The organism is Spirosoma pulveris, from assembly GCF_054781875.1.
Window position 1 is genome coordinate 1 of record NZ_BAAGTO010000020.1, and the last position, 26,991, is coordinate 26,991.

Below are 26,991 nucleotides of genomic sequence, written 5' to 3' on the forward strand. Positions count from 1 at the left end.
GCAAAAAATCAAGCAGCTAACGATGGCCCAACGGCGGAAAAGTCATATTTTTCAGCGAGTTCAAAGTGCTTAAAAGTATCTCTTCTCTTTTCACCCGCATCTGTCCACTTTCATTTGACGACATACAGCAAACACGATGGATAAGCTTGTTGCGGGCAGCATTGATAACCAACATCGGCGGCTTCCCCTCCTTGAGTTTCCGCTCGTAGTAATCCTGAAGATCGCCTTTCACTTGGATAGCTGACATAGTGCCTAAGTGAATTAGAGCTTTCAGCCGTTTACGGGCTTGATGGCTCACTTTCGTTCGTCCTCGGATACTACTGCCAGAACGGTACTCAAACGGAGCTACGCCCGCATGACAGGCCAACTTTTTGGGATCGTTGATCGCCTGCATTTCATTGGTCGCTAAGAGAAGTTCCGTAGCGATGACCGGACCTACGCCTGGCACCGACACCATCAACTCAAATAACTCTTTCAACCGAGCATCAGCTTGAATGAGTTCTTTAATCTGTTGATCAACGGCTTTTCGCTCTTCTTTGAGGGCGATGAGTGACTTTTTGACATTGCCTTTGAGGGTCTTTTGCAGGGATTTACGGATGAATGTTTCTTGTTCAGCGACAGGTACGGCTAACAGATTATAGGCTTGATTGAGCCGCTGGCGGGTGGTACTCAAAAAGGCCAGTTTCTGAATAACCTCGCGTGGTGGCTCCCACAGGCGTATTTGATCACGGAAGCGATACGCATATTGGGCAATGCGTTGGGCATCCACCTTGTCAGTTTTGCCCCGCTGCATGCCCCCGGCCTGTTTGATCTGTAAAGACGACTCCAGCCAGATGGCCATTTTCTGTTGGTCAAGCCACTCCAACAGATGGGCATTGTAAATTCCAGTGTGTTCCATACAGAACACCGCCTGTTTATAATGCCAGCCAGGCAATGCTTTCAATTCAGTGAAGGCGGACTTAATGCCTGCCAGAGTGTTGGGGGCGTGGGTGCTGAGTTGCGCACCTTGCTGGGTATATACTGCCCAATCGAGGGTATCTTTGGCGATGTCGATACCGATGAAGTAGCAAAAGTCTATGTCGTTGTTTAGTTTTGATCATGTAGCCAACAACTTGCTTTTACTCGAACCCTTTCATGGGCCGCGAACCCTAATTTCTATCCGAGTCTGGGCAGGTCAGACAGAGTGGGGACTAAATCTGTGCTTAGGTCTAACTCCTCGGCGGCCCTTTAGTGTACCCCACTCTGGTTGACTACTGGCAAGCTACCAAATCTTGGTTTCTTATCACGCCACAAACCTAAAGGGCGGCCCTGCTAAATCATTTGTGCCCCGCACGACTGATAGTACCCATGGTAGAGGCTACTGCGGAGCCGCCCGTGCGGCCGAATTTACTATTAAATCAGCCCTTACACAAGGCTCCCAATTTGATCTGGGTCAGCGATATTACATATCTGCCTTTAATTAATGGAGGCTGGGGCTACTTAGCTGCTTGATTGGACTTGTTCTCGCGCAAAGTAGTGGGTTGGCAAGTGGGTGAAACGATGGGCGATGAACTGGTTATACTTTCATTACGCCGTGCGTTGCAGTTGCGTCAACCTGCCGAAGGGCTAATTATTCATTCGGATCGAGGAGGGCAGTATGTATCAACTGAATTGAAGGAGTTAGCGCGTTTGTGGCACATCAGGCCTAGCATGAGTCGGGCCGCGCCACGGTGGCCGACGATCCCTACGACAATGCCTTTGCAGAGTCGTTGTGGATCGGACCGCCGAAGCGGCCGCCTGAAGGCGGAGTTATTGGAAGAGGGCGTGTTTTTGAGCGTAGATGATGCGCGGACCGAACTCTTCGACTATATTGAGATATACTATAACCGGGTAAGAAAGCATTCGTCGCTGGGCTATAAAAGCCCTGAACAGTTCGAGAGTGAGTATTATACAAAACTTGCAAGTTCAGTGTGCCGCTAAACCGGACCACCTCAGACTGCTCTGCTAAATGGACGAAAGGGACGATTAAATTCTAATCATGAAATAAACAGTATTACTAGAATTAGCCTTAACAATTGACACGTCTATGAACTATGGCATGTGCTTCGACGGCAGCGTCGTGCGAGGATGGGGTGATGACGGGCGCTGGCTCCATTTTTCCAACACCTGCGACACCGGCCATAAAGACTAGATGGAGGACGATTACCGGCGGGCCTGGGAAATGGGTCTTACCCTGTTCCGCGATACGGTACTCTGGGACAAAACGAAACGCTGTCCACATTATGCCTGAATAGACCGCTTACAGATCATCAGCCACGGCCAGACTGAACTAGCTCTGAATCATTACGGATTGCCTAAATGGATCGATGCGGCCATGTTTTGGAATGGGCAGGCCGCCGAGGCCATGTATGAGCTGGCCTACCAAATTGCTCACCGTTACCAGGGCGCTTTTCGCAGTTACAACATTGGCGTGGAACTGGGCATCTGGACCGATTGGATCGCGGCGCCTAATAACCGACAGTGGCCATTTGGCGGACGGCCCTGGTGGGAAGTCTGACCCGTCCTGAATTTTGTTGACACACCCTATCTGTCCATCTTTACTTGACGACAGACATCACCTATTAGCCTTTCAGTCTGAAAACAGGCATATAGCTTCCTAATAGACTTCCAGCCCTAAATAATTTTTCCAATGATAACCGGTCAGAACCTTTTAATGGACTATGATTTTTTGCACGTTACAAAAGAGTATTTCTCCCAGACGAAAGGGGCAATTTTCCCATACCCGCTGGGTACAGTTCTTTCGAAATTTGTGAAGTTTCTAATGGTTAGAAATGTATAATTCTATAACCTCTAACAATCTACAAAAATGGCTCTCACAGCACAGTATTTGGAAGATCACATCCCTGTTCAAGGTGGTACGAAAACAAATGACTTCGGCCTTAAAATGACCGAAATTTTTCTCAAAGAAGGTACTGCTCAACTCACACAGCTCAAAAGTGATTCGGCAGACAAAATCAACTTTAATGCTAATGTTACACTGGAAGAAAATGTCGCAGGTGCCTGCGTTTCCATCACAGTATGTCTTCCATTTGTAGGATGCCATACTGTCCATGTTGGTGTAGGGTAATAGAGTGAGTAAAGTTTAGTGATCTCAAAATTTGAGATCACTAAACAATCGAAAACCTCCTAAACACTGTGGTTATTAAACTAGAGAATAAGTAATTCTCCAAGCAATTCTCACCTAGTTAAAAAGCCGCGTCAGCAGAATCTGAGCGCGGCTTTTTAGTTCCATATTTATTATCTGTACTAAGCCTTCATCTTCCAACAGGGCAGATTTACACGCCTATAAACTAGCTTCGCCTATTTCCGAGAACTGCTGAATCACGATAAACAGTACAGGCCCGAAAAAGATCGTACGTTTTGGGTCGTAGTCGGTATTCTGCTCTACTTTATTAGTAATTTTCCATAACCGGTCTGCTTAATTATCAAGGGTTGGATAATGAAGTTTTAGCTCTTAATGCGGTTTATATTGGCTAATCTTTAATTACCTGCTCTGTGGGGTTATTATCTTAATTTGCTTCATCAATTTCCCCTTAAATAATTATGAGTGAGACTTGGCACCGTATTATGGTATTTATGTCCTGAACCCTTAAAAGTGAGCCAGTGAAAAGTAGGCCGGGCCGCCGGGCGGTAAAAAACCTAAATTTCACTAGCAATTGGTGTATATCGTCAACCGAAATTGGACAGATGCGGGTGAAAAGAGAAGAGACAATTCATTAAATTGTTTCACCAAAATCACCTTGGTTATGTCCAATTCAACCAAAAAATCTCCTCCTAGCCGTTCTAAAACGACTCAAGCCACTTCCTCTGAGCGCAAACCCGCGCTATCTATCATTAAAGACATCCAGCGACAGACCCGACGCCAATACACGGCTGAAGAAAAAATTCGCATCGTCTTGGAAGGCCTGCAAGGCGAACAATCAGTTGCTGAAATCTGTCGGCGAGAAGGGCTCAATACCAATATTTACTACCGTTGGAGTAAGGAATTTCTCGAAGCTGGTAAAAAGCGCTTGGCTGGTGATACCACACGAGAAGCCACCGCGCCCGAAGTCCAATCCATCAAGTCCGAGAATGAAGCCCTCAAACAACTGGTGGCCGAATTGAGCCTGGAGAACCGGTTGTTAAAAAAAAACCTTAGAGCCGACGACTAACCGCTACCATCGTATGACCCAATCGGAGAAAATGGAAATCATTACCCTGGTCGAGCAGTCATCTTTAAGTGTCAAAGCCACCCTTCGTGAGTTAGGTATCAATCGATCTACCTTTTATGAGTGGTACAAACGCTATTTAAGTGACGGCTTTGATGGCTTGGCTGATCCAACTTATCGTCGCACCAGTGCCTGGAACCAGTTACCGCCCACTGAAAAGGGGCGCGTGGTGGAGTTAGCTTTCGAACGCCCTGATCTATCTTGTCGTGAACTAGCCTGTTATATTGTTGACAATGAGGGCTGGTTTGTGTCCGAGTCTACGGTTTATCGTATCCTGAAAAGCCGGGGTTTAATTACGACCCCAGCCTACCGATTGATGGAAGCGGCTGATGAGTTCTATAATCCCACTACGGCACCCAACCAGCTCTGGCAGACTGACTTTACCTACTTTAAGATCAAGAATTGGGGCTGGTATTATCTCTCGACAGTGCTGGATGACTATTCACGCTACATCTTAGCTTGGGAATTGTGTCCAGGTATGCAAGCAACGGACGTAGAGCGCACCATGCAAACAGCTTTGAAAGCGAGCAGTCTGAAAAGTGGTCAACGGCCCCGCATGTTGTCCGACAATGGGTCGGCGTATGTGTCTCGGTATTTAAAGGAGTATCTAAAGGGGAAAGTATTGAGCATATTCGCAGTGCGCCGTTTCACCCCATGACGTAAGGCAAAATAGAGCGGTATCACCGGTCGATGAAAAATGTGCTGTTGTTGGAACACTACTATAGTCCCGATGAATTGAGGCATCGCTTAACCGAGTGGGTCGATTACTACAATCACCAACGCTATCATGAATCGCTGGAGAATGTACGTCCTGCCGATGCGTACTGGGGCCGCCAAGAGCAAATCGTAGCCGAACGGCAAAAAATCAAGCAGCTAACGATGGCCAAACGGCGGAAAAGTCATATTTTTCAGCGAGTTCAAAGCGATTAAATCCGTCTCTTCTCTTTTCAACCGCATCTGTCCACTTTCGGTTGACGATATACAGTATAAAGGCGTTTCAGGTCGACTCATGGAGGATGGGAAGTTTCGCTTTCACGGCTTTAGCCCGCCTATTGAGAAGCTGTCCGATTTGAGATACCTACTTATACTGGTCGACTATAATTATTACCAAGCGAAAGAGATACCCTATCCGCATCACTTGAATTGAAGCGGGTCTTATGGCAGAATCGAAAATAGGTGATGGCCATTTGTCAATGAGCGTGATCCATTTAATCTACTTTTGAGTAGTCAAACATATAGAAGAAGAAAACAGCCAGTCTCTTTTAGGGGCTGGTTGTTTTGTTAAATGTTGTTGCCTGTCCTCTAACTTAATTTTTGGCATTTTAGGTGGAGTCAAAATAGCTCTGACGTCAGCTCATATTAACTCTCTCCATTAATTTATATAGGTGTCAAATTAATAGTATGTGTAGATGGAAAGCTGCTTATGCCTAAACCAAAACCACTGCTATGCACTATTACCCGCTGCTCTCCCGCCAGCCCTATCACATGCGATTCGTGTTTAAGCCGGATCATCAGGACATTGATCAATCTTCCAATGAGGCACTCAATGAACCAGGTAGTGTAATAGTTAAAATAACGGTCAATAATATCAGGTGCGCTCCCCTTGACACCCAGATTAGGTCAACGCTTGGCATATTTAATGGAAGGCGATCAGCCAGGCCTGCTGCTGAGTCAAATGAGCTTACAAAAGAAATAGGGCAATTCATTAGCTTAATCAACGAGGCTCATGCGCGACTAGAGAGAATTGAAACGATGGATGGACATTCCATGATGGAAACTGCTAATGTGATTCGGAAAGAGGAGGCGATTAGCAAAGCCAGAATAGCCAATATGAGAGCGATACGCCTAAAGAATATTCTCACAACTAAATCTACACCATATTAAAAATGATCCCCAAGGCAACCCGAGAAGAACTGGAAGCGCTGATTAAATGCAAAGAGTCAGGAGAAATAACCGAAGAGACTTACAGGCGCTTAGCAAAAAAGAAGGTCGAAGATTTTGTAGACAGTGACTTAAGGCACTTCAACCGAGACAAGCAAATTAATTATCTCTGCTATGCCATGACAGAGGTTCTAGGCAGTTTAAGAACCTTGATAGATGGCCAAGCTGAAATCTATTCCACATTACATCGTGGAAGGAAATCTAAGAACTTAGACATGATCAGCCGCCACGCCGAACAGAGCAACAAGCGCTCTATGAACCTGATGCTCGATCAGGCTACTGAGATTAAAGTAGATATGAAGCGAATAGATCGACTCCTTAATGAATGTGAAGAACTTCTCGATTTTAGAATTGGCAGGGATGATGCGAATCCTTGGTATGCCGATAAGCAAGCAAAGGAGAAATACAGAGATAATATCATAGATGAGTTTCAAGAATTTCTTAAAGCAAAGCGGGGAACTCCGGAGAAGGGACAAGAAAAGGAAGAACCCAGGGCAAAAAGAAAACCGAAGTCAGGCAATCAGTGAATTTAGAGTTTTCAGATTTTCATTTACCTTTGCGTCATGAACAATAACTGTCAATATCAATATCAACCACAAAGCCAGAGTTGGCCTTATGGGGGTATGACTATTGATTAAAGTTCAAAAGACTTTACTATAGAAGCCTCTACCGGATACCAACGGCAGGGGCTTTTTCTTTTGGGAGTATCGTATAGCGGCAATTACGGTGGACTGTAAATCCACTGCTTCGGCTTCGCAGGTTCGAGTCCTGCTACTCCCACAAAATTCTTTAGCTGGTCCGTTGGCCAAGTGGTAAGGCACAGTTCTGCAAAAGCTATACCCCCGGTTCGAATCCGGGACGGACCTCAATACTGTCTTGTAGCTCAATTGACAGTGCGCCTGAACGGTCCGCCGTCGCGGTTTGGTTCAGAAGGTTCCAAGTTCTAGACCTGGCAGGACAACAAAGGGTCGTGTTTCAAACGCGACCCTTCATAGAGAGGTGGGTGAGCGGCTTATACCAGCATTCTGCTAAGGTGCCAGACGTCTTTCGTCTCGCGGGTTCAAATCCCGCCCTCTCTGCGATTAGTCTATCGAATTATAATTACCTTTGAGCTTTACTTACCATTAAAATAGTATTTATTCAAAAATAGCATCAATCATGTCTATCGTAAAATGTAAGTGCGGAGCTACCGTGCGCTATTCAATTTCAGAAGGGAGTAACCCGGGGTGTAAGGAGCGGGAGACTGTTGATTGTCCTAAATGTGGGGCTCAATTACATTCAATGGTTTATAATGATGCAACAGTTCTTATAGACCTATTGGACGCTGATGGGAACGTTATTCGGCCAGAAGGACAGCCGGACTACTTCTTTTAGCTTGATAAGCTCTTTGCTGACTTATAAATGGAATGGTCCTCTGAGTAAGGGGCCATTCCTATTTTTTATATATTTAACTCACTTAACCTACAATACCCCTATACATAGACTGTCTAACAACTAACTTTACTGTCATCTTCTTGCTTCTGATTCAATCGTTTGCTCAAGGTAAAGTTGTACACTTAAATAAACTTAAAATTGACGAAATTACAATTACCATACATTGAATGATAACACCTGCCGACCTTCAAAAAACTGCGCTTGATCGACTTGTTGACGCGGAAACGCTATTGTCTTCTAATCGCTACGATGGTGCTGCATATTTATGTGGCTACTCGGTCGAAATTGCCCTTAAACACAAAATCTGTCTAAGGGAAAGATGGGCTGGCTTTCCGAGTACTGGTAGTGAATTTTCCGGAAAATCTCACGTTAGAACACACGATCTAGACAAGTTACTTTCGTTGAGTGGAGCCGAAGCAACACTAAAAGGATCCTATTTCAGTGAATGGTCACTCGTCAGCGGCTGGCGACCAGAAGTCCGATATAACCCGTCCGGTAACGTCACCGAAGAGGATGCCAAAGATATGATTGATAGCGCCAAGATTATTATTAATAACCTATGAATGAGATAGTTGACAAATTGCTAACAATTGAGATTGAAACTGCGGATGAACGAGGCAATTACGAATTGTTTGCGTTGTTCTTACGAGAAGATGCTGATAACAGATGGGATCTCGTTGTATCAGCCGATTGGCTTCGTCAAAACAAAAAACGTGAGAGCTTAAATTACTTATCTAATAAATTGCGTGAAAGATTAGATTTAGGTCAACTAAGCATTATTACTCGTATCATCATACTTGACGAAAATAGTTCGTCACTTCTTAAATCCACTTTTCCCATAAGCGTAGCTCATAGTTCTGTATTGATTGCTAATTGTACGTTTAACGGGTTAGTGATTAAGCATGCATATTTCCTTTCATGTAATCCCTCAATAGCTGCATAAAACTTTATATTGTTGATCGACAGACATTTGTAAGCACAATATAACTTGCAGATCACAAGCATTGACGGTGGCATTGTGTGTAATTTGATTCGGTGATAGGCTCAAACCTTGATTACAGGATAATAAGGCCTTAAGTTCATACTAAACAACCACATGTTTGAGGCTAATGTATTTAAGCGCTAGATTAACAAAGTCCCCATCTGTGGTTACCAGAGTCGATTTCGTTAAATGTGCTGCAGCAGCTATCCAAAGGTCATTTTTACCCATTTTCCGAGCACTATGAGTAGAAGGCAGAGAAGTGCCTGGGAGAACGTTTTGACTATAGCAATCCATTTGTGAGTATATGTCGAAAAGAGAATGGTCGTCTGCTATAATATCAATTATTACGAGCTTATTCAACAACTCGCTCAAAGAGTGCATCTTGGAGGCTCCCCACTTATTGCGTATACCTAAAGCCATTAATTCTCCCTTTGATACAGCTGAGATTAGAATATCATTACTGGGATTAGACAGATCGAGGTCGCGTTCAACTTTCTTATATAATTCAGTTGCGCGAAGTAGGTTGAGGAGTATGTTTGTGTCTAGTAAGAAACGCATTAGTCCGAAAGCTGAGACAATAATATATCGATAGATTCATCACCAGGCCATTGTCCCACTATTTCATTTAAGCGATTACGCCCTTTCCCTTGTTTCAATTGGCTTTCAATTTGTTGCTCAATAGTTTGGGCCTTGGGGACACGAAGGATTAATGCATCATTGGGGGACGCCTCAGTTACTCGATTAATCTCAATGAACGAAAGCTTCCCACTTGGTTTATAGTGGCCTCGGCCCGAAACAGTGACTTGTTTGCCCCAAAACGTACTAACTTCTTCGTGTTTCACATTATCTTTTATGACGCCATTAACTGGGCCCTGCAACGTTTCAAGTCTAACCCTATAGCCTGTATATTTCAGTTCATCTAAACGGCCTGTGACCATTATCTCCCTAGACTCTGGTGTTAACTCCTCTAGTGTAGTTATCTTTTGAAAGTCAGATTGACGCAATGACAACTCCGGCACTGACCCCCTGTTGGCAAACCGAATGGTCTCTCCATCTTCTAAAAAAACTTTACGGAAATTTTTTAGATCTGTCAGAAGGGGACGATCTAGCCACTCATACGAGCTATCGCTACTATTTGCACTTATAGCCGCCCTAAAAGCCTCCATAAAAAGGGACATGGGCGTTAGTGTAGGTAAAGTCGTTAAGATTGATGGATTAAAAATATCTCCCTGAATCCCCTGTAACGACTCTCCGAAAGGGTTACATTCAACTATGAGCACTGTAGACCGCTCTTCTCTTACAGCAGTCAAATTTATTTTAAGCGCATTCTGTATCCGCCTAGAAATTGGATTTTTGAGCCTACTAAAACCATTGAGCCTAATCTGAAGGGCTCCTTTTGCAATGTTTTTTACACCACTAGCAAGACTCATTAGCCGACCAAACTCAATAGTTCCATCGTCTTCCTCAGCCCCCATAAGTCGAATCTCATATTCCATCCTCTAGTAAGGCGATGCGCCTGCGTTTATAATGTTTCTTAAGGCATATTGCAATCTGCATGCAAGTAAGTAGCAATGTGACAAACCAACGCGCAACTGACTAGTTTTAATTTGCCAACAGTTTTGACCGCTGAAGTAGCCGCATTACTTGAGTAGCTTGGAAGCTACATCCACGCGCTGTAGTGAAGCCAGCGCGGTTTAATTCGCTGGCTATCTCGCTGAGGTTCTTACCTACGCTCTGCATCATTTCAGCCATTGAGGTAGCCCGGCGATTATTGTCATTGTCCGCAGCCATCTCTTTGTTGATCCGAACACCCAGCACCGACGCGGCCGCTTTCTTCTCGTTTGGCCCGCTGGATCTCCACTCACCTAACCGGTTACGCCGGGCCTCTAATGCCTGCCGGGTCCGGATACTGATTAACTCCCGTTCCCGATCAGCAATGGCCATGAATAGCGTGAGCGTAAACTTGTCGAGGTTGGGGATGTCGCAGCTCTCTAACCGCTCATTCAATTCTTTGTAGATGTACAGAGCGTTCTCTGTGTTGCGGCTTAACCGGTCGATTTTGGCAACAACCAGGGTAGCTCCCTCTTTTTTGCAGAGGGCTAATGCTTTCATCAACTCAGGCCACTTGGCTATGGTTTTACCGGATCGAACGTCAGTAAACTCTGCCAGGATTGGCTTACCAGCGTAATAGTGATCGATATACGCCCGCTGAGCTTCCAGCCCTAAGCCGGACTCTCCCTGTTTCTTTGTCGACACCCGAAAGTAAAGCACATACTGCTTTTCACCGGAGGTAGTTGCAGAGGTTGGTTTCTTCGCCATTACTCCTAGTCATTAAGCTTTGACACAAAGAACACATGACTAGGGTGGCGAAGAGCCAATTTATCACGACGCTGAGTTGCCTCCTCAAGAGTGAGCCTTTCGCTTGAATCAAAGGCAATAATTCCCTAGTGCTCCGGGAAGTCTCCTATGGGCATTGGCCCTTCTGGAGTAACTATGTAAACATAATAATATTCCATTTCTTAACGAGTCTAATTAGTGCAAATGATATACTTAAATAGCCTTATTTTACAACACCATTACGTGCGTTATGGGTTTGTCAAAGGTATCATATTATGGTTTTCGATTTGAGTTGCAGTAGTACAGACAAGATTATTCTTTATTATTAAATTTAATTCAATATGACTAACGCAGAGGTAGCAAGAGCTAAAACAGAAGCCATAAAGTCCAGCGCTCAAGCGAGCGTTGATAGCTTGACTGACCAGCAGGTTACAGAAGAAGTGAACAAGATTTGGGATCTTGTGATTGTTGGCTTTTTCCTGGGTGACATTCAAAATCTCGAACAAATAACACTTGATGAGGAAAAGAAATACGGTTTAGCAGCCGTAGGTCAGCTTCTTAGTGTTACGTCGATGCTTGAACTCCTCGGAAAGACATTGTACGATGGGGATGAACTCTTATACTTTAAAAATCACAGTGAAGCCTGGACATATTACTTTACTCACTACTTACCTGAAGAATACGAAATATTAAGTGAACCAATACAAAACTTGCTTAGGCACGGCGCAGCTCACTTATTTTTACCAAGGCAAGTTGGTCTATCGAAAAGACCGGGCGAACGATTATTTTTTGATGAAAATGGTACTATAATATTCAATGTAACCACGTTTACAAACTTATTTAAAGACTCATTAGTATTGGTCAAAAGGGATTTGGACGAAAATCCGGAAGTAGCAAAACGCTTTTTAAGAAGATATGAGCAGGTTCGACTAACAAACCAGCAGGTTGATACAGACAAAAACTTTACTACTACCCTAAGAAGCTACATTGATAGCTTGCCGCCAATTTCACCAATTGAAATTTTAGGCGTTGACATACAGCCTTTACCGCCAACAACGACTCCTCCAGCTCAGCCATTTGGAAACGGAGTATCGACTCCTCCTGCTCACCCAATTTCTGGCTCTGGGCATACTCCATACACATCTTCATTAGGGGATTAACAAATCACACATGCGTCCATATCGGCATCTTTTGTTTGTTAATAAATGATTGATCACAGGGTTCTTATTGTAAGCAGATACACATCTATGGGTAGTTTTGCCGTTTCGTACAAAATCCGTCACTTGGAACCCTCAACCTAGCTAAAATATAACCCCGAACCGATAGACGACGTTGAGCAACTCCTATGAAACGCGAAATTTTCTACATCAACACCGATCTCGATCTTTTGGCTCCGTATGACCTGGCTCCGCTGGCCGAGGCTTTGGTGAGTAATGGAGTGCTTTGCTCGCTTTACGTTGGACCGGCACAGAACGGTTTGTGGTCAGCCAGATTCGAGACCAGTGGATCTTGCTCAGAACCTGACCTGAATATCGGTGTCATGCTCATGGCAATTGATGCCTTGGACGAGTCCTCCCGTAAGCTGTGGGCAGCCTGCACCCGTCGCGAATTCGATATTGGCTATCAATGCGGAGATGAGCCCAGGGAGTTCAGTCACCATCTTTCGACCACGATACTGGCCAGAATTGCCGAAGTTGGTGCGCGTGTGGTGCTTACGCTCTATTCGGTCGAGCAGCATCCGGGAAGTAAATTGGATAAGAAGTAGGTCATTAGGCGTCGCCTTGCCGTGCGATACGCAACGGCGGACCGTAAAATATAACTCAAGTGACGGATTTTGTACGAAACGGCAAGACTACCCAAAGTTTCACACCATGAAAATAAGTACACATAAGCTTGATTCAATTCAGGCATTACGGGCTATTGCCGTTATCCTTGTGGTTTATGTTCATTGCATTCAAAGAGCTGAAAACTTATTTGGATACAGCCCCGAATCTTCTGTTGGTTCTTTACGCATTTGGGGTTCCCTAGGCGTTGACCTATTTTTCGCTATTAGTGGGTTTATTATGACCCGCATTATTGGCTCATACTACGAAATGGAGGGTTGGAAGTTCTTTGCAGTCAAGCGAGTTGCCCGAATCCTGCCTTTGTATTGGGGTCTATCCCTATGTAAATTCATAATTGACTATTTTTATGGACATGCTGTTGCTGGATTTAGGGCGATCATTAAAACCGTTATCTTTCTTCCCATTTTTGATAATCCGTTTACAAATCCTATCATACCCGCTGGCTGGTCATTATCCTATGAGCTTTATTTTTACCTATTGATTACGCTGCTACTCGTTTGGCGAACCAAGCATATCCCAGCCCTATTGTCTTGCCTACTCGTTGGCTTGAGCATAGCAGGATTGCTATTTAGTCCCCAGAGCACCACGCTTGATTTTTTAACATCACCCCTTCTTTTTGAATTTGCATTGGGTGTACTGGCCGGACTTATTTACGACCAGGCAAAAAAAACAATTGGCTGGAACCTCATAGCAGGAATTAGTCTATTACTTGGTTCAGGCCTTATAGTGAGCTTTATTTGGCTGAACTTTAATGACTTTCACGATCCCCAATTTCTGGCCCTCAATAGTTCGCTGGCTGCTAAGCGAAGTTTAGTATGGGGTATCCCCTGCGCACTTTTATTGTTAGGATCGACACTTGCTGAAAGGTTCTTTTCGTTTCGCATACCGGCATGGATTATTCTAGTGGGTGATGCTTCTTACTCTAATTACCTCCTTCATCAGACTATCCTCGGGTATTCGCTTGGCTTTATTAAACGTCTTCCATTTCCAATTGTCGGCCCCGTGACCTATTCGTTATTTATGGTCATTGGTTGCACAGCTATCAGCATTCCGTTTTATCTGCGAATCGAAAAGCCCTTAACTATCTGGTTTAGTAGAAAATTACTGCCCCTCAAACAAATAAATAGCCCCGTAGCTGTACGCCCCGGTGGGTTGCCCCCGGTCGAAGCTAAATAAGAAGTGTCCATCACCCGACGAAAGCTCATACTCAGTGGTGAAACAGTCGGTATGGTGGAGATTTAAGTGCTCTTGACCAGCCGATTTCGTAGCAAATTGACCAGCTAGCTTTTCAGAACAATTTAAACCTAACAAATAAATTATCAATTACTTAAACTGGCCACCGCGGCGCGGTCATTTCAAGGCGAAACAACCTATCAGCCTTTTTCGAAATCAGTTGGTCAACCCCTCCGAAATTTCCACTCAAACCTATGATGGTAATACGCTGATTATTGTTCAGAACGGATCAACGACTGGCTCGATTGGAAACACCGCCAATGTATCGCAGCTTGGTGACGGCAACACGGCCACTATACTCCAGTCACTGACTCCTAACTAATTCGGTCGCTATTGACCCATTCGCTAATCATCCGCAGTAGTAAATCCAGTTGTCTTCTCAATAGAACAGAATCGACGATAGTAGTTATCCCAATCATCTATTCTCCTATCTCGAATATTAGAAGAGCAGATAGTTTTTATTGAGAATTCTCAACTAATGAAGTCCTATAAAAGGGTTGAATGACGAGCCTTCTAAATACCGAAGCAGTAAGACATTCAACCAAACAAACCTCAACACAACCGCAAATATTGAACTAAATTACTGAACGGCTTTATTGAACACATTTAGGGCATCTACAGTCCTTTTCTTCTATACAATCATCGTTCAGACAAACGTCCAATTTGTTTAAACCACAACCAACTAGAACTTTATCTAGCCATTTTAGTAAAACTCTCTTTTATGCAGAATGTATTATTGATCGAGTAAATGCAATAATCTACTCATCGCGCTCTGCTTTTCAGCCTCACCGAGCCCGTAAAAATGAACAGAATTATTGACCATTCGAACACCGTCCTAATGTCCCATACTATCTCGGCAAATGACGCTGCAACCCGACAGATCACCTACCTCAGCACGGATTTCTGCTAATACATAATGCATGTCGTTCGTGACGCTCCTGTTACCAAGATCAAGATCAATGATTGCAATGATGTTTCCTTCAACGGTATACGTATAATCAGCCGCAAATGGTCTATTTGGGGTTTTACGATTCATGCTAGGGACTATTTACAGTTGATCCGAATATCGAAGTAAACAAGTTGGTTGCGGAACTGTTCACAGTTCATTTTTCGCTGACGCAGAATAGCTTGACGAAGATGCTGACGTGTGTAGCGACTACCTGGCATTAGACCATTAGCTTCACAAAAGGCTTCCAACTGGTGCTGGGTAAATCGACTGGATGAGCCAAGTTGGAGCGTTATTTCAACTTGTTCGACGTTTGTTCGAGCAGCCAGCTTGCTTCGCAAATCAGTTATGGCTGCATGAACCGTTAACCCAAATCCTAGCTCTCCCCTGTAGCTTACACAATAGTCCCAGAATTCTGTCTTTAATGCACGTTGATAAAGAATGGCTCCACCAATGCGGTGCTTTACATGTACGGTCAGATACCCATTCCTCTGTACGGATGCAATTACCTTATCGTCACTTAACTGGTAATTGAGCCGAAAGAATCGACCGATGGTCCTAATTAACCAGTCTCCCGACCATTTTTCAATCGGTACGCTTCTGACTAGTCTTCCCCAATCTCCTCTTCCTTCGTAAAAATGAACAACAGCCTGTGCGTTATCCAGCAAAATTCGGTAATCATCTACCACCGCAAAGGCATTGGCAGATTGGTTAGTCTGTAAGTTGTTTAAAGAAGTCTCCTGCTCCATAAATCGGCGATTCCAGCCAGGCATAATATAGGCTCGGCCTAAAGCGGCCTTGCCAAATATACGCCATTTGGTGCAAGAGACTGACGGATAACGGGCGTATGAACGGAGTAGGGATAGTCGTTTTCTGTTTTGTCCACCCTTGGATGCACCAACCATCGGTATCCGATCATGGTCAAAATGGGAAGCCAGAATTGAAAACAGGCGGTTGGTTTAGTGCGAACTCAATTTGTCTGGCAACTTAGTAATCATTCTACGTGCCCGGTGTAACATCCCGGAGCCGGACAGTTAAACAATCGGCGGCCTATTCCTGACTTACTCGCAATAAACCGATCAGCAGCAAAAATGCGATCAACAATCCGCCAATAGCATAATTGGATGCAAGTACATGAGCTTCCTTTGTGAACCAATCGCACAGTTCAGTAAGCTGGTTATTGACAAAGAAATAAGGACAACTAATGAACTCTGCTAGAATAATCTCCATCGGGTTTATTCAACTGGTTGAAGTACACTAACCCCTATTTTATGCTTAAGCCAAGCTGCCCACACCAACCTGATCGGCAACGGCTCGTGCTTCAGCAAAAGCATGATTAAAATAGCCGTCACGAAAATCTGTCATGAGTTGATTGGGGCTACTATAAGCATATGCAATGTCCACATGAGCCAACCACGTTAGACTTTCTGTCTGCTCTGCTTGATTGAAGCTGCCAATGTCATGCCCGTTTGTCAATAAGATGCTGACTATTTCAGACTCAGGCACCCCGTTATCAGGATACGTTTCGTAAACAATACCCATACTGCCTGCGGGATTCGGGCCAAAAGATTCAGTTGTCCAAACTATATCGCCAACCTGGTAAGCCTGGACTGTTTTTTCGTCTGATTTCATGTTTTTCATGTTGAGGACAACGACTAATTGATTTTCAAAAATATGCATTTCACATTAAATTTAACAGTTATAATATAAAATACATATTATACTAGCCAAAACTTGTATCTCTTGGTTAGTCCCCATCAGGCTCCTCTAAAGGCAAGCTTTCGTCATCGAGCATAGACCGATTTGCCTGCGCAGATGCAAGAGAAGTAAATCCTATAAATTCCACCTGGTCAGTTAATTCTGATTGGGTCCAGGCCGGTGCCTGCAGACTTCCCTCCTGCGTTACCCGATGCCAGAGGGCACACCCATATATAATGTGGCCAGTCGTCCTTAAGCGAAATGCAGGCGGCAGAGGTTCCGTGTAGAGCGCTTCATCATCGCAATAGGCAGCATCAGAACAGTCGTCTGTACCGATTGATTGTTGTCCGGCAATTGTAAGCCGACGAGCCCCAATTTGTCGACAAACGTCGACCAGTGAATCGTCTATGTCAACGGGATATACCTTTTCCAGATAGGGGTCAATTTTTAACAGCTCAGTCATCTTTGATAAGGAGTTAAAATCACGGCCGTCTTTCTGCTAGGACGGCCGTGATCATTTACCATGAAAACACATAAATGGGCGCAGGTTTGTAGGCTATTGGGCCTAAAAACTCAATTTCGGCAGTTACCTCCACTAGAGTTGCGCCGGGAGTTACCGTATCACCCTCCCCATTACTACCCGTCCATACTCCATTACCGAAAATAATCTGTCCGGTAGAACGCAGCCTGAAAGCTACTTGGTAAGGATCATTAGGGAGAAGGTCATTGCAGAAAATACCGTCTCCATCAGGTTGGCGGGCCGTATAATCTATGGTGTCACAATCAATCCACTTATAAAACTGCTCTAATGAGCCATCATGTGAAACCGGACGCACCTGCTTATTAGTAGCGTCGATCAGAAATACCGGTATAGGTTGCTGAGGAGAGGGAACGGGTTTCGTTGCCATTCGTAAGTGCCCGCTGTAACATGACGGAGCCGCACAGAATCAATAAAAAGTAAAGAAGAGCTGGACAATAGGGTCCAGCTCAATTCGCATCAGGCCAATGCAGTCTGTTCGGTTGCTTCTTCCTGCAATTCGCTTGGCTCGGGTTCGGGAAGCAGATCCACAAACGGGTTGAATACGTTTTTAGCTACCTGCGTTTTCCCCGTCTCGGTGAGCGTCTCACGACGGTACAGGTTAACTGTCTGCACGTAATCGGTCATTTCCTGCGTAATGGCTTTATCAGCGGGTTTGTAGGTAAATGACGCGATGTAGTATATGCCTTTGGGCTGTATTTTGTTATTCTCCCGCTTATCCGCATTCACCGTCAGCACCACTTCATTGAGTTTGATACGGTTATAGACCAAGGGGGTTATAAGTCGCTCCAGGTTAGCCACACTGTAACCGTGAAACAAAATTTCCGAAACGCAATCGGCCTCGTCAATGAAAAATAATTCAGCCCATATTTTCAGCCCCTGACCCAAAATGTCATCCGAAAAGATACGCCAGGCGATGGGCTGAAACGATAGCGATGAACTTAGCTTTTCGATATTGTTCTCATCATAATGGATGGAGAACTTGCCCTCTTTGGCGTCGAATCGGTACTGTTTGGGATTACCTGGAATGTACAGGTATTTGTCTACAACTTCACCCGTTTCAGTATCAACAATCTGAAAGGGACCAACTGGCGACCCGGCAACAGAGGCATTCGCTAACGCTTGCATTGTCTTTGCCCGAAGTAACACGTCGGTGCCGCGCAATAGGAACACTATAAAGATACAGCTAAATAGGCATAATACAAGGCTATCTACCTGTTAAACAGCAATATAAGTCAACCCTCCGCTCCCTTTCGTTCGCCGTTCGTTTAAGGGTTATTCTTGCATTAAATCAGCCTCCTTTGCCAGCTCAAATCGTAAAAGCTTTAGGCCAAAGCTAATGGTCAGTTTGTCAAGCTTAGATAGGCTCACTTCCTCCGAAGCAACGTTGATGCGGTCAATGAGGTCACTTACTAATCGCTCATACTGTTCGTGCTCAACGTACCCACTCTGCATGTCCATTTGTTGCTCAGCATCCATGTTTTATTTAGTCAAGCATTGGCATCAAGTCAATGGCTGTTAATTTGGTTATCAAGTAATTACATTAATTTTTGTGGTGTAGCTTTAGAAGGTGTGTTCCTCAAAGTGGGTTGAGACCTCTCGACATTTGCTTTTTGCGTTTGAAGCTCTTCGTTCCAATCCTTAGCAAAGGGGCGTTTGACAACCAGTTTGTCGGTTAGACCCCGCCATTCGATGGCCAGTTTTTCAATTCGGGTCAGCATAGGGCGGTGGTTGGGCAAGTGAATGGTCAGCAAACTATGGTTTCCCTGATTCACAATAGCATCCGCCGTCGCTCGATTCATGTCCGGTGTGTACCCTTTGTTTAAGCTTGTCAACACTTTTTCTTGTAGTGATTCAAGGTACACCTGCCGTTTTGCTTCTTCAACCGGTAACCCATATACGTCAATTGATAAAATGTTACTGTGTTTGTTATGATTGATACTCAATTGGTGATTCGCCTGCTCAATGGATTGGCCTAGAAGTTGAAGTCGACCTGACCAGCCAATATTGAAGCGAATGCCGCTGTTATCATTATCGTGTCCCAGAATTACTTGCTCCGGCTTCACCCGGTCAATTAACCGTTGTACGGTAAGGGGCTGAAGTGAAGAAGGTTGCCCACCAGTAGCCACATAGACCCGGTCGTAGGGTTCCTTCGGTGGGTGAAGCTGATGATACGACAAGGCATCAATCGGACTTTCACAAATCAGCATTTCTTTGGGTTGATGGCCTTTGGGCAGGTTCGACACCCAGATGCTCTCTAGGCGTTCGCCCCATGTATGTCCATTGACCAAACCCGTAGGACTGTCGTTTTTCAGTAAAATAGCCGTAATGCCCTGTTCACTCTCCATAGGAAATACCGTGTTGATGACCGTTTCCCCTGTTTTCTTACTAATGAACGTTTTGTTGAAAATTTTACCGATGAACGCCCGGTGGCCAATTGTATCGACTGTCAAGCCCCTCTTTTCCAAGAGATAATCCGTGTTGGTCAACGGATCAAGCCTGAAGTAATTAGACATGGCCTTACTTCGGGTCGCTTCAGCGGGCGGTTGACTTTCAACCGTACCAGTGGAACGGCTATTAGCAAGGTGTGATAAATCACCCGTGTACCGGCCAATAAACTCGTGAAGCTGCTGCCAGCCCTCCCTTGTTGCCGTGTCGATGTGTAGTTTATCAATTACATAATCAACAATCGTCCCCCGATCACGGCGGTCCTCTGGGTTATAATAAAAGTATTCGTTTGTTTTTTGATTGTTGCCGATGATGAGCTTTCGACCTTCGGCGTTTTCAAGCACTGGCCAGCGCCGGGTCGATTTTCGCCGGTCCTTCGTGAAACCTTCTGTCTCCAGAAACTGCACCAGGTCAATCTGCTGCTTGTAGTCGGATAACTGCGGCTTTGTAGTCAGCATACGTGTATGTTAGTTGGTTATAACGTTGAGAGAAGTTGCTTAGGAATTTGCTTTAGATGCCCGCTTTGCCCGAGGAGCGTTTGCTGTTTCGCTCTTACTTTCATTGTTTTTACCGCCGGAGTCAGATGCGGTGATCGAACCATTTTTTTCGGATGTAGCGGTTGGAATGTGGTCGAAACGTAGGCCTCGGCTTACCGCTGAGACACGCACGTAAGCCGAAAAAGATGTACCGGCTTTACTGGTCATGTTATCGAGCCGAACGGCCTTTCCCTCAATCAGCCGCTGTTTTTGCAGGCCATTGAGCGTTACACCTTTCAAATGGGACATCCGCTCAATTTTCGGTCGAATCACATCTACACGAAGTACCGTAAGTGTCTTCGTGTCTTTGTCAACGCCAATGAAGCCAGTGAACTTTTGGCCACTCTGCTTGTCGATTAGTTCGGCTACCCGGCCCATGTCGCCGTACTTATGAAGATTAGCTTTATCCTTTTCAGAGAAGATATGCCCCAGGTAACTTTCTTTGAGTGTCAACTTCTGCTGAACGTCCTGAAGTACAAGTTGTGGGCCGTCGTCTGGCGTATTTAACACATATAGCTTACCGGTATTGCCATCACCTGTTGTGACGACATCCGTTTTTTGGCCATTGAGCAATCGCTTTGCGTTCTCCCCGATTAGCTCGACAGCAAACTGACGGTTAGCCTGTTCGAGCAGTGAATCAGGGTATCGAGTTTCCAATACCAATGGCTGGAGTAGATGGCTTACTACTGGCTTTTCAGCTACCGGTGATCCAACCAACGATTCACCCGAAACAAGTTTTGCCTGACGCAGGTCCACAAACTGACCTGTACCCGGTAAAGTACCAACGACAGTCACGACTTTGGGTGATTCCCCTTTATTGAAAACTGTTACGTGAAATTGACTTCCAACATACCCGTAGCCAACTAGTGGCATGCTCGGGTCATAGTGACTATAAAGTATAGTTTCAATGGTGCGTATAGCTTCCCGATAACCCAACCGGTAAAGATTCATTTCTGTAGGACAATCGGGATCACCAACTAAGAGCACAGGTTGTTTCCAGCTTATGGCCCTGAGCGTAGGGAAAAAAAGCGGTTCGTCTCGTCGATACTTTTCCTCAATCAATACGACGGCAGATTGGTCGTTAAAAATGTATACCTCTGCCTCCGGTTCCTTTCGTATGTCAGAAGGTTTGTACTGATTTATCGTGTAACGAATTGATGAGGATAAAGCACAATACACATCAATCTGTGGATCAATTGGTAAGCACTGATACAGATGCTGGGTATGAGACGTATTCTCAAATCTCAATTCGATTGAAGGCGGCTGACTAGTTGAATCAATTTCCGATACATACCGGATCGGCTCCCCCACAGGTTCGTCGCTGATTAGTACTTGGCGAATCTCTTTAAGAATGGCCTCCCCTACCAGATCAAGCACCTGCTGTGCCCTTGAAGCCCTCACTTGCGCTGTGACTTTCGGTCCTTCATGCATACAACTATAATCTTAGTTTACCCTACTTTTGGCCCTTTCTGCTTTTTCACTTTCTTGGGTTTAGCCTCCTCCCCTAGTGGCTTCTGCGCGTCCTGTCTTTTCTGTTTGGCTGGCTTGGGTGCTTCGACCCGTTGTGCGGCTGCCTGCATTAGTTCTTCTTTTGGCTGAATCGTTTTCTTACCGCCAGCCCCATCTCCTTTGAGTTGGTGTACGGGTTTGGTCAGGTCCTGGGCTGTCTTCTGATCGACCGTCTGTTTGACTGCGTTATCTGGGATTTTAGCGAATGTGAGCGAGCGTTTGGCCGCCGAAACCTGCACATAAGCGTTGAAGGTTTGACCATTGTTACCAGTCATACCTTCCAGCTTGATGGCTCGCCCCTGCTCTAAGTTTTTTTGCTGCGGTTTAGTCAGTGTTACCCCTTTGATCGTCTGCGGGATGTGTAGGCGCTCGGCCCGAAGGACAGTCAGGCTTTTCGTGTCTTTATCAACGCCAATGTATCCCACGAACGGCTTGCCAGTGATTTTGTCGGTTAGGTCTACCCGCTTACCCATCTCCCCGTTTTTTTCTAGATTTTGCTTGTCACGGGCTGTCAACTCATAGCCGAGAAATTCTTTCGGTAGCAGCAATTGCTTACGCTCCGGCTGTATACCGACAATTGGCCCATTGTCTGGCGTATTGACGATGTACAGTTTCCCAGCTATTTGAAAGGGTTTACCTTCCTCACCCGCCTGCGTCAGCTTCATCAACCCGGTCTTTCTACCGTTGAGCAAATCATCAAGGTGGCCAGCTTTTTCTAAATCTTGCCGGGTCACCCCAACCTTTTCGAATTGAGCGGCAACTTCCGCCCACTGGTAGCGAGTTGGCCGACCCATTACGGGTACCTCTACGCCCGGAGTGTTTGTCTCGTTCATGGATATAACTTGAGTCTGATTATTTACAATTGATTGAGTAGTCGATTGAAGCGATATGCCCGCAGTTGTGGTCGCTCCATCGGTCGCTAGCTTACGTTCCATCGCCGTATTAACCGATGGACTTTCAGCAGACAGATGCCTCTCAGTTATAGCTGGTGCCTCAGCAAATGAGCTGATATGACCTTGGGAAGTTTGGGCGATTGTAGATTGGGGAACTTGTGCATCTGCCTGGTTGACAGTTCCCAGTCGTTCCCCTACCTGAGACGGTTTTGTGAAAGAGTCCGGTTGGCGTGCTATGTCATAGGGTTCCCGGTTGTCAGGCATTGCTTTTGCTGGCGCAATCCAGTCACTTACGGACTGCCGCAGACGTTGCCAGGCGGTTAAAGAGGGGCTAGATTCCTGGAGTAACTGAAAGGATGGAGTCTCGACAGGTTTGACTTTTTCAGAACCTACTTCCTGGATTGGCTGAAGACGGTCATTGCTCTGGAGCTGGCCTTTCAGTTCTTTATGTTGACGTTCCAGATCGGTAATAAATCGGCTCATCTGCTCATGGTTAAGCTGAGCATTGTGCAGGAAGTTGGCTAGAAACCCACCATTAATGTCCAGGTGTAATGTCACAGGACTTACCTGACTACGCATTAATGGCGTACCCAACTCCCCTACTTGTTCATTACGAGATTCGGCTTCAGCTATACGCCCGGGCGTATTGACTACATCAATGCGGTACGTCTCTTTTGGATCGATGAACGAAAGCGGCAAACCCTTTACCGTTTCATGGATCTCCCACAGGTAATCAGTTAGTTTAGCACGGTCGGTTTCAGGTGCTGTTTGGGTACGCTCTTCAACGCGTTTAGCCAGGTCTGCTTTTTTTAGCGTCTCGTCGTACAGGCATCGGGTAATCTCCTCGTCCGACAGTAAGCCATCATTGGCCAAGTATCCCCTCAACTGTTCATATTGTGCGGGCAGCACCAGCTGATATTGTTGCGTTTCTAATCGCTCAAATTCCTGTAGTTGCTCAGCTTCCAGGCGTGTGCGCTCATTGGGTTTAGGCTCTACCGTGCTTTCGGCAATACGCATCGGCTCCATATGCATTTTGTGTTGTTTCAGGCAAAATTATTGTTTTTATATATTACTCATATAATTTTATTATAAATAATTTATTATATATATTAAACATGAAATTAAAGATCATGGCTGCAAGCACCGCGCTTCTACTAATGTGCACAAAGTCCCTTCAGGCTCAGGTCCTTTTCACTACTCCTGCTTTACCCCTGGATACGTCAATAAACCGGCAAGGCCGGTCCATCTTTCGGGTTAGCTGCTTCGATTCAACAGTAAACTTGCAACGTGACAGCTCTCTAGGAGGACCGGTAATCAATCCGGAAATAGACTCAATGCTGGCCTGTTTCACAGATAGTATTTTTAACGGTTCTAATGCGGCTAAACATTCCGTTAGAAACCCTGTCCACCAGTTACAGTATGTACCAGCTATACCACCCCTACGATTAGTATCCTGGCAGGAGTATCGCGTTACGAGTAAGTTTGGCTGGCGGACTCATCCAATTGGCGGGACTATTAGCCATCATAGTGGCCTTGATATAGCTCAACCCACCGGCACACCGGTTTATGCAACCGCCTTTGGCGTTGTAAAATGGGTAAAGCGGGAAATGGATGGATTGGGATTAGCCGTTTGTATTGAGCACCCATCGGGATATGAGTCCGTATATGGACATCTTTCCACCCATGCGGTCCGTGAGCGGGATGTCGTCCAACGAGGTGCGTTAGTTGGACAGGTAGGTAGTACGGGTCGCTCTACAGGACCGCACTTACACTATGCAATACTATTTCAGGGCAAGCCTGTTGACCCCGAACGGTATTGTTTTTTATGGATCAAGCTGGCCCGCGCCGAACTAACCCAAATACAACAGCATCAATCTGACGGGCAAGGTTTCATTCCAAAGAGTACAAAAGGAACGATTAAGCGAGATTGAGCAACCAATTTGTTATGGCTTTTGCTCGACCTTACTGATTTCTTCCATGAACTGATGAAGCAGGGCGAGTCGTTGGGCTTCGCGCTGGTCATTAATACGCTGTCGTTTGACCACTTCATTAGTGAACATAGGTACGTTCGGCTCTTCCTCCTGCTCGGGATTGAACAGCCACTCGTAACTTACCTTGTGCCTTTTTACGTAGTAGAGAGCAATAAGCGTGAACATTTCGCGCGAGACTTTCAGCCCGTTCTCCAGACGATATATCAGATTCTGTGTGGTGCCAAACTCGTCGGCTAGCTCCTGCTGACTCATTTTCAGGAATTCACGTACTTTAGCCATTCGCCGGGCTACAAGTGCTGCATAGGCTTCATTATCCTTTTCTAGTTGTTCCATTACTGGTGTTATACGGTCATTACTCATCTTTAGGTTGCAGGTTTTCGACCAGGTGCTTCAATGCTGGATCATTGGTCAGCCGCTCAATTTCGGCTTGAATTAACGCAGAAATATCCTTTTTTACCCCGTTGTAATTCATCTCCAACATATAACTTAGTTGATGGTCAGAGATTTGGGCAAATTCGACACCCGGCGGAATGGACTTTACCCGCTCTAATTCAGCAATCATCGCCGGTTCTACCAGCAGCCTGGCATGAAATATTTTCTGCTTAATAGCCTCATCGAAGTTGTCAGCAACCGCTCCGACAAAATGTCCTTGCGACAAATTTGAGATTTTTGACTCGGGTATTACCGAATCCAGATTCTCGGAAATAGATAAGTTGGTATCCCGTTCCGTGAACGAGAGTGAGTGTCGAACCTGTTTATTTTTTCCAAAGCGGCTGGACATGGTCTTAGCCGTTTCACCAAGCACCTGACCCGAAAACACATTTCCGATCGTATTGAATATGGTAGTAGCCTCCTTATCACCGTAATCACGCTTTAACTGACTCAGGTCCTGTAAGCCCAAACACGTAGACACCTTGTTACTCCGTGCGGTCGCTATCAGGTTGTCCAACCCCCGGAAATAGATAGTGGGCAACTCGTCAATAATTAGCGACGACTTTAACCGGCCTTTCTTATTGACGAGCTTGATTAGTCGTGCGTTGAAGAGACCCAGTGCTGCTCCATACACTTCCTGACGTTCCGGGTTATTGCCTACACACAGCACTTTGGGATCGTCTGGGTTGTTAATGTCTAGGCTAAAATCATTACCCGTCATCACCCAATAAAGCGCCGGGCTGGAGAGTCGGGAAAGTGGGATACGAGCTGATGCAATTTGACCCTCCAGTTGCTCATAAGCCTCATTTCTAAGCGCGCTGGCGAAGGGTTTTAGTAAGTTTTCAATCTCGGGTTCCGATTGTAGGATCGGGAAGAGCTCGCGGTATTCAGCTCCTGCAAATTCAATAACATGGGGAAACGTGCAGTAGCGTTGACCGTCATCTGGCAACCCCTGCTGGGCCAGACCTCGCAATCGACGCTCATCGTATTTTTTGAGGTACCAGATAACGGCCGTTAGAAAGTTCATTGGTGACTCCACAAAGAAATCCCCCTGTTTCTGAATCCATGATTTATTGAGGTTCAAAAGAATGGTCCTTGCTGCTTCCTGTGCGTCAATAATGTCTGACATTAACTCCGGCAGCAATGGGTTACACCGATTCGATCGCCGGGGGTCATCAAAGTTGATAACGTAGAATGTCGGCATCCGTTTGAATGCCCGACGGTTTTTCTGTAAGTAATGGTATGCGATATTCGACAGATCGGGAAATTTGTAATCGTAGATGTACATGGTAAACCCCTTCTCAAGATGTTGCCGTATGAAGTTATTGACGACAGCAAACGACTTTCCTGACCCAGGCGTACCCATGACCAACGTTGCCCGAAACGGATTGACCACGTTTACCCATCCCTTCCGAAGCTTCTTCTTCACATGGTATTCTGTTGGAATATTGACTGAGTATTCGTTCTGTTTCAACTCTGCCTCTTGCTCGAACGACTCGTTTTCGTCATTAAACGCATCTTCCCCAATCTGCACACCCAGAATCTGATTTGCGTAACTGCCAGCCTTGATCAGCAGCAAATAACCGATCAGCGTTGTTAATAAGTAGGCTCCATTACGGGTCTCAGCTGACAGCCACGCCACCCGAAGAAGTTTTCCATTCAACAATAACAATACTCCGCCAATAATACTGGCCCGCATGACATGTGCCCAAGTTACGTTTAGTTTCTTACGCGTTTTGTTACCAAACGTCCATATCCCAAGTAGCAATGAGGCGACTAGCTTGGAGTACATGGGATGTGAAAAAAGGTGGGTTGCCCGGTCAATACTCAAGATGAATCGGTCCAACAAGGTAAAGCTGAACCCTATCGATTGTAGCGTGTCGTAGCAGAAGAAGTATAGATGAAACCCAATCAGAGCTAGCGACATAAAAAGGAGCATGTTCAGTATGCCCCTATACTCTTTATCCTGCGTTCCCATTTTA

General features: G+C 45.4%; 28 protein-coding genes, 3 tRNA genes and 2 pseudogenes. 17 read left to right on the forward strand and 16 right to left on the reverse strand.

Annotated elements, in window-relative coordinates:
• Positions 1-16: 16 nt before the first annotated feature.
• Positions 17-1,078, reverse strand: a complete 1,062-nt coding sequence (locus ACYVJM_RS30225; protein ID WP_461151909.1) for an IS110 family RNA-guided transposase — start codon at positions 1,076-1,078, stop codon at positions 17-19.
• Positions 1,079-1,497: 419 nt separating this feature from the next.
• Between ACYVJM_RS30225 and ACYVJM_RS30230 the strand changes: the two are divergent.
• From ACYVJM_RS30230 to ACYVJM_RS30285, 12 genes and pseudogenes are all read left to right on the forward strand, one after another.
• Positions 1,498-1,689: pseudogene (locus tag ACYVJM_RS30230) on the forward strand (DDE-type integrase/transposase/recombinase); the annotation flags it as partial.
• 42 nt (positions 1,690-1,731) lie between these two features.
• Positions 1,732-1,959, forward strand: coding sequence for an IS3 family transposase (locus ACYVJM_RS30235; protein ID WP_461151910.1), 228 nt, complete (start codon positions 1,732-1,734; stop codon positions 1,957-1,959).
• Positions 1,960-2,329: 370 nt separating this feature from the next.
• Positions 2,330-2,536: a hypothetical protein gene (locus tag ACYVJM_RS30240; protein WP_461151863.1), complete on the forward strand. Its 207-nt coding sequence runs from the start codon at positions 2,330-2,332 to the stop codon at positions 2,534-2,536.
• Between the two features lie 309 nt (positions 2,537-2,845).
• The gene (locus ACYVJM_RS30245) at positions 2,846-3,106 is read left to right on the forward strand and encodes a hypothetical protein (protein WP_461151864.1); all 261 of its coding nucleotides are present in this window, start codon (positions 2,846-2,848) and stop codon (positions 3,104-3,106) included.
• Positions 3,107-3,785: 679 nt separating this feature from the next.
• Positions 3,786-5,177, forward strand: a pseudogene (locus ACYVJM_RS30250) (IS3 family transposase).
• A gap of 516 nt (positions 5,178-5,693) precedes the next feature.
• Complete coding sequence (locus tag ACYVJM_RS30255) at positions 5,694-6,131, forward strand: hypothetical protein (RefSeq protein WP_461151865.1); 438 nt, start codon at positions 5,694-5,696, stop codon at positions 6,129-6,131.
• 2 nt (positions 6,132-6,133) lie between these two features.
• Positions 6,134-6,715, forward strand: coding sequence for a hypothetical protein (locus ACYVJM_RS30260; protein ID WP_461151866.1), 582 nt, complete (start codon positions 6,134-6,136; stop codon positions 6,713-6,715).
• A gap of 173 nt (positions 6,716-6,888) precedes the next feature.
• A tRNA-Tyr gene (locus tag ACYVJM_RS30265) sits at positions 6,889-6,968 on the forward strand.
• 15 nt (positions 6,969-6,983) lie between these two features.
• Positions 6,984-7,054: transfer RNA gene (locus ACYVJM_RS30270), tRNA-Cys, on the forward strand.
• A gap of 127 nt (positions 7,055-7,181) precedes the next feature.
• Positions 7,182-7,267: transfer RNA gene (locus ACYVJM_RS30275), tRNA-Ser, on the forward strand.
• 522 nt (positions 7,268-7,789) lie between these two features.
• Positions 7,790-8,185, forward strand: a complete 396-nt coding sequence (locus ACYVJM_RS30280; RefSeq protein ID WP_461151867.1) for a HEPN domain-containing protein — start codon at positions 7,790-7,792, stop codon at positions 8,183-8,185.
• Complete coding sequence (locus ACYVJM_RS30285) at positions 8,182-8,565, forward strand: hypothetical protein (protein ID WP_461151868.1); 384 nt, start codon at positions 8,182-8,184, stop codon at positions 8,563-8,565. Before ACYVJM_RS30280 ends, ACYVJM_RS30285 begins: the two co-directional genes overlap by 4 nt.
• 141 nt (positions 8,566-8,706) lie before the next feature.
• Here ACYVJM_RS30285 and ACYVJM_RS30290 read toward each other — a convergent pair whose 3' ends face one another.
• The 3 genes from ACYVJM_RS30290 to ACYVJM_RS30300 form a co-directional block, all read right to left on the reverse strand.
• On the reverse strand, positions 8,707-9,162 hold the full coding sequence (locus tag ACYVJM_RS30290; RefSeq protein ID WP_461151869.1) for a type II toxin-antitoxin system VapC family toxin: 456 nt from the start codon (positions 9,160-9,162) through the stop codon (positions 8,707-8,709).
• Positions 9,162-10,100 (reverse strand): hypothetical protein, encoded by a 939-nt coding sequence (locus tag ACYVJM_RS30295; protein ID WP_461151870.1) that lies wholly within the window; start codon positions 10,098-10,100, stop codon positions 9,162-9,164. The genes ACYVJM_RS30290 and ACYVJM_RS30295 overlap by 1 nt, the downstream gene beginning before the upstream one ends.
• A gap of 106 nt (positions 10,101-10,206) precedes the next feature.
• Positions 10,207-10,923, reverse strand: a complete 717-nt coding sequence (locus tag ACYVJM_RS30300; protein WP_461151871.1) for a recombinase family protein — start codon at positions 10,921-10,923, stop codon at positions 10,207-10,209.
• A gap of 359 nt (positions 10,924-11,282) precedes the next feature.
• Here ACYVJM_RS30300 and ACYVJM_RS30305 point away from each other — a divergent pair, with 359 nt between their 5' ends.
• From ACYVJM_RS30305 to ACYVJM_RS30320, 4 genes are all read left to right on the forward strand, one after another.
• Entirely contained in the window at positions 11,283-12,101 is an 819-nt protein-coding gene (locus ACYVJM_RS30305; protein WP_461151872.1) for a hypothetical protein, read from the forward strand.
• A gap of 185 nt (positions 12,102-12,286) precedes the next feature.
• Positions 12,287-12,706, forward strand: coding sequence for a hypothetical protein (locus ACYVJM_RS30310; RefSeq protein ID WP_461151873.1), 420 nt, complete (start codon positions 12,287-12,289; stop codon positions 12,704-12,706).
• A 106-nt stretch (positions 12,707-12,812) separates the two neighbouring features.
• The gene (locus ACYVJM_RS30315; protein ID WP_461151874.1) at positions 12,813-13,961 is read left to right on the forward strand and encodes an acyltransferase family protein; all 1,149 of its coding nucleotides are present in this window, start codon (positions 12,813-12,815) and stop codon (positions 13,959-13,961) included.
• A 217-nt stretch (positions 13,962-14,178) separates the two neighbouring features.
• A complete protein-coding gene (locus tag ACYVJM_RS30320; protein ID WP_461151875.1) occupies positions 14,179-14,340 on the forward strand; it encodes a hypothetical protein in 162 nt (53 codons plus the stop codon).
• 513 nt (positions 14,341-14,853) lie between these two features.
• Here the strand turns inward: ACYVJM_RS30320 and ACYVJM_RS30325 are convergent.
• The 10 genes from ACYVJM_RS30325 to ACYVJM_RS30370 all read right to left on the reverse strand — a co-directional run bounded on the left by ACYVJM_RS30325 (position 14,854) and on the right by ACYVJM_RS30370 (position 23,618).
• Complete coding sequence (locus ACYVJM_RS30325; protein WP_461151876.1) at positions 14,854-15,054, reverse strand: hypothetical protein; 201 nt, start codon at positions 15,052-15,054, stop codon at positions 14,854-14,856.
• Between the two features lie 8 nt (positions 15,055-15,062).
• On the reverse strand, positions 15,063-15,713 hold the full coding sequence (locus tag ACYVJM_RS30330) for a hypothetical protein (RefSeq protein ID WP_461151877.1): 651 nt from the start codon (positions 15,711-15,713) through the stop codon (positions 15,063-15,065).
• Positions 15,714-16,239: 526 nt separating this feature from the next.
• Positions 16,240-16,644 carry a hypothetical protein gene (locus tag ACYVJM_RS30335; RefSeq protein WP_461151878.1) on the reverse strand — a complete coding sequence of 135 codons (405 nt, stop codon included), beginning with the start codon at positions 16,642-16,644 and terminating at the stop codon, positions 16,240-16,242.
• Positions 16,645-16,711: 67 nt separating this feature from the next.
• Positions 16,712-17,125, reverse strand: a complete 414-nt coding sequence (locus tag ACYVJM_RS30340) for a hypothetical protein (protein WP_461151879.1) — start codon at positions 17,123-17,125, stop codon at positions 16,712-16,714.
• A gap of 55 nt (positions 17,126-17,180) precedes the next feature.
• On the reverse strand, positions 17,181-17,570 hold the full coding sequence (locus ACYVJM_RS30345) for a hypothetical protein (RefSeq protein WP_461151880.1): 390 nt from the start codon (positions 17,568-17,570) through the stop codon (positions 17,181-17,183).
• 89 nt (positions 17,571-17,659) lie between these two features.
• Positions 17,660-18,328 carry a hypothetical protein gene (locus ACYVJM_RS30350; protein ID WP_461151881.1) on the reverse strand — a complete coding sequence of 223 codons (669 nt, stop codon included), beginning with the start codon at positions 18,326-18,328 and terminating at the stop codon, positions 17,660-17,662.
• Positions 18,329-18,475: 147 nt separating this feature from the next.
• On the reverse strand, positions 18,476-18,679 hold the full coding sequence (locus ACYVJM_RS30355; RefSeq protein ID WP_297366897.1) for a hypothetical protein: 204 nt from the start codon (positions 18,677-18,679) through the stop codon (positions 18,476-18,478).
• A 59-nt stretch (positions 18,680-18,738) separates the two neighbouring features.
• A complete protein-coding gene (locus ACYVJM_RS30360) occupies positions 18,739-20,106 on the reverse strand; it encodes a toprim domain-containing protein (protein ID WP_461151882.1) in 1,368 nt (455 codons plus the stop codon).
• 39 nt (positions 20,107-20,145) lie between these two features.
• A complete protein-coding gene (locus ACYVJM_RS30365) occupies positions 20,146-21,615 on the reverse strand; it encodes a DUF3945 domain-containing protein (RefSeq protein WP_461151883.1) in 1,470 nt (489 codons plus the stop codon).
• Between the two features lie 17 nt (positions 21,616-21,632).
• Positions 21,633-23,618 carry a DUF3945 domain-containing protein gene (locus tag ACYVJM_RS30370; protein WP_461151884.1) on the reverse strand — a complete coding sequence of 662 codons (1,986 nt, stop codon included), beginning with the start codon at positions 23,616-23,618 and terminating at the stop codon, positions 21,633-21,635.
• A gap of 302 nt (positions 23,619-23,920) precedes the next feature.
• Here ACYVJM_RS30370 and ACYVJM_RS30375 point away from each other — a divergent pair, with 302 nt between their 5' ends.
• Complete coding sequence (locus tag ACYVJM_RS30375) at positions 23,921-24,517, forward strand: M23 family metallopeptidase (RefSeq protein ID WP_461151885.1); 597 nt, start codon at positions 23,921-23,923, stop codon at positions 24,515-24,517.
• A 12-nt stretch (positions 24,518-24,529) separates the two neighbouring features.
• Here the strand turns inward: ACYVJM_RS30375 and ACYVJM_RS30380 are convergent, their stop codons facing one another.
• Both ACYVJM_RS30380 and mobC read right to left on the reverse strand, forming a co-directional pair.
• A complete protein-coding gene (locus ACYVJM_RS30380) occupies positions 24,530-24,910 on the reverse strand; it encodes a helix-turn-helix domain-containing protein (protein WP_461127623.1) in 381 nt (126 codons plus the stop codon).
• 19 nt (positions 24,911-24,929) lie between these two features.
• Positions 24,930-26,987 (reverse strand): conjugal transfer protein MobC, encoded by a 2,058-nt coding sequence (gene mobC / locus ACYVJM_RS30385; protein ID WP_461151886.1) that lies wholly within the window; start codon positions 26,985-26,987, stop codon positions 24,930-24,932.
• Positions 26,988-26,991: the final 4 nt, after the last annotated feature.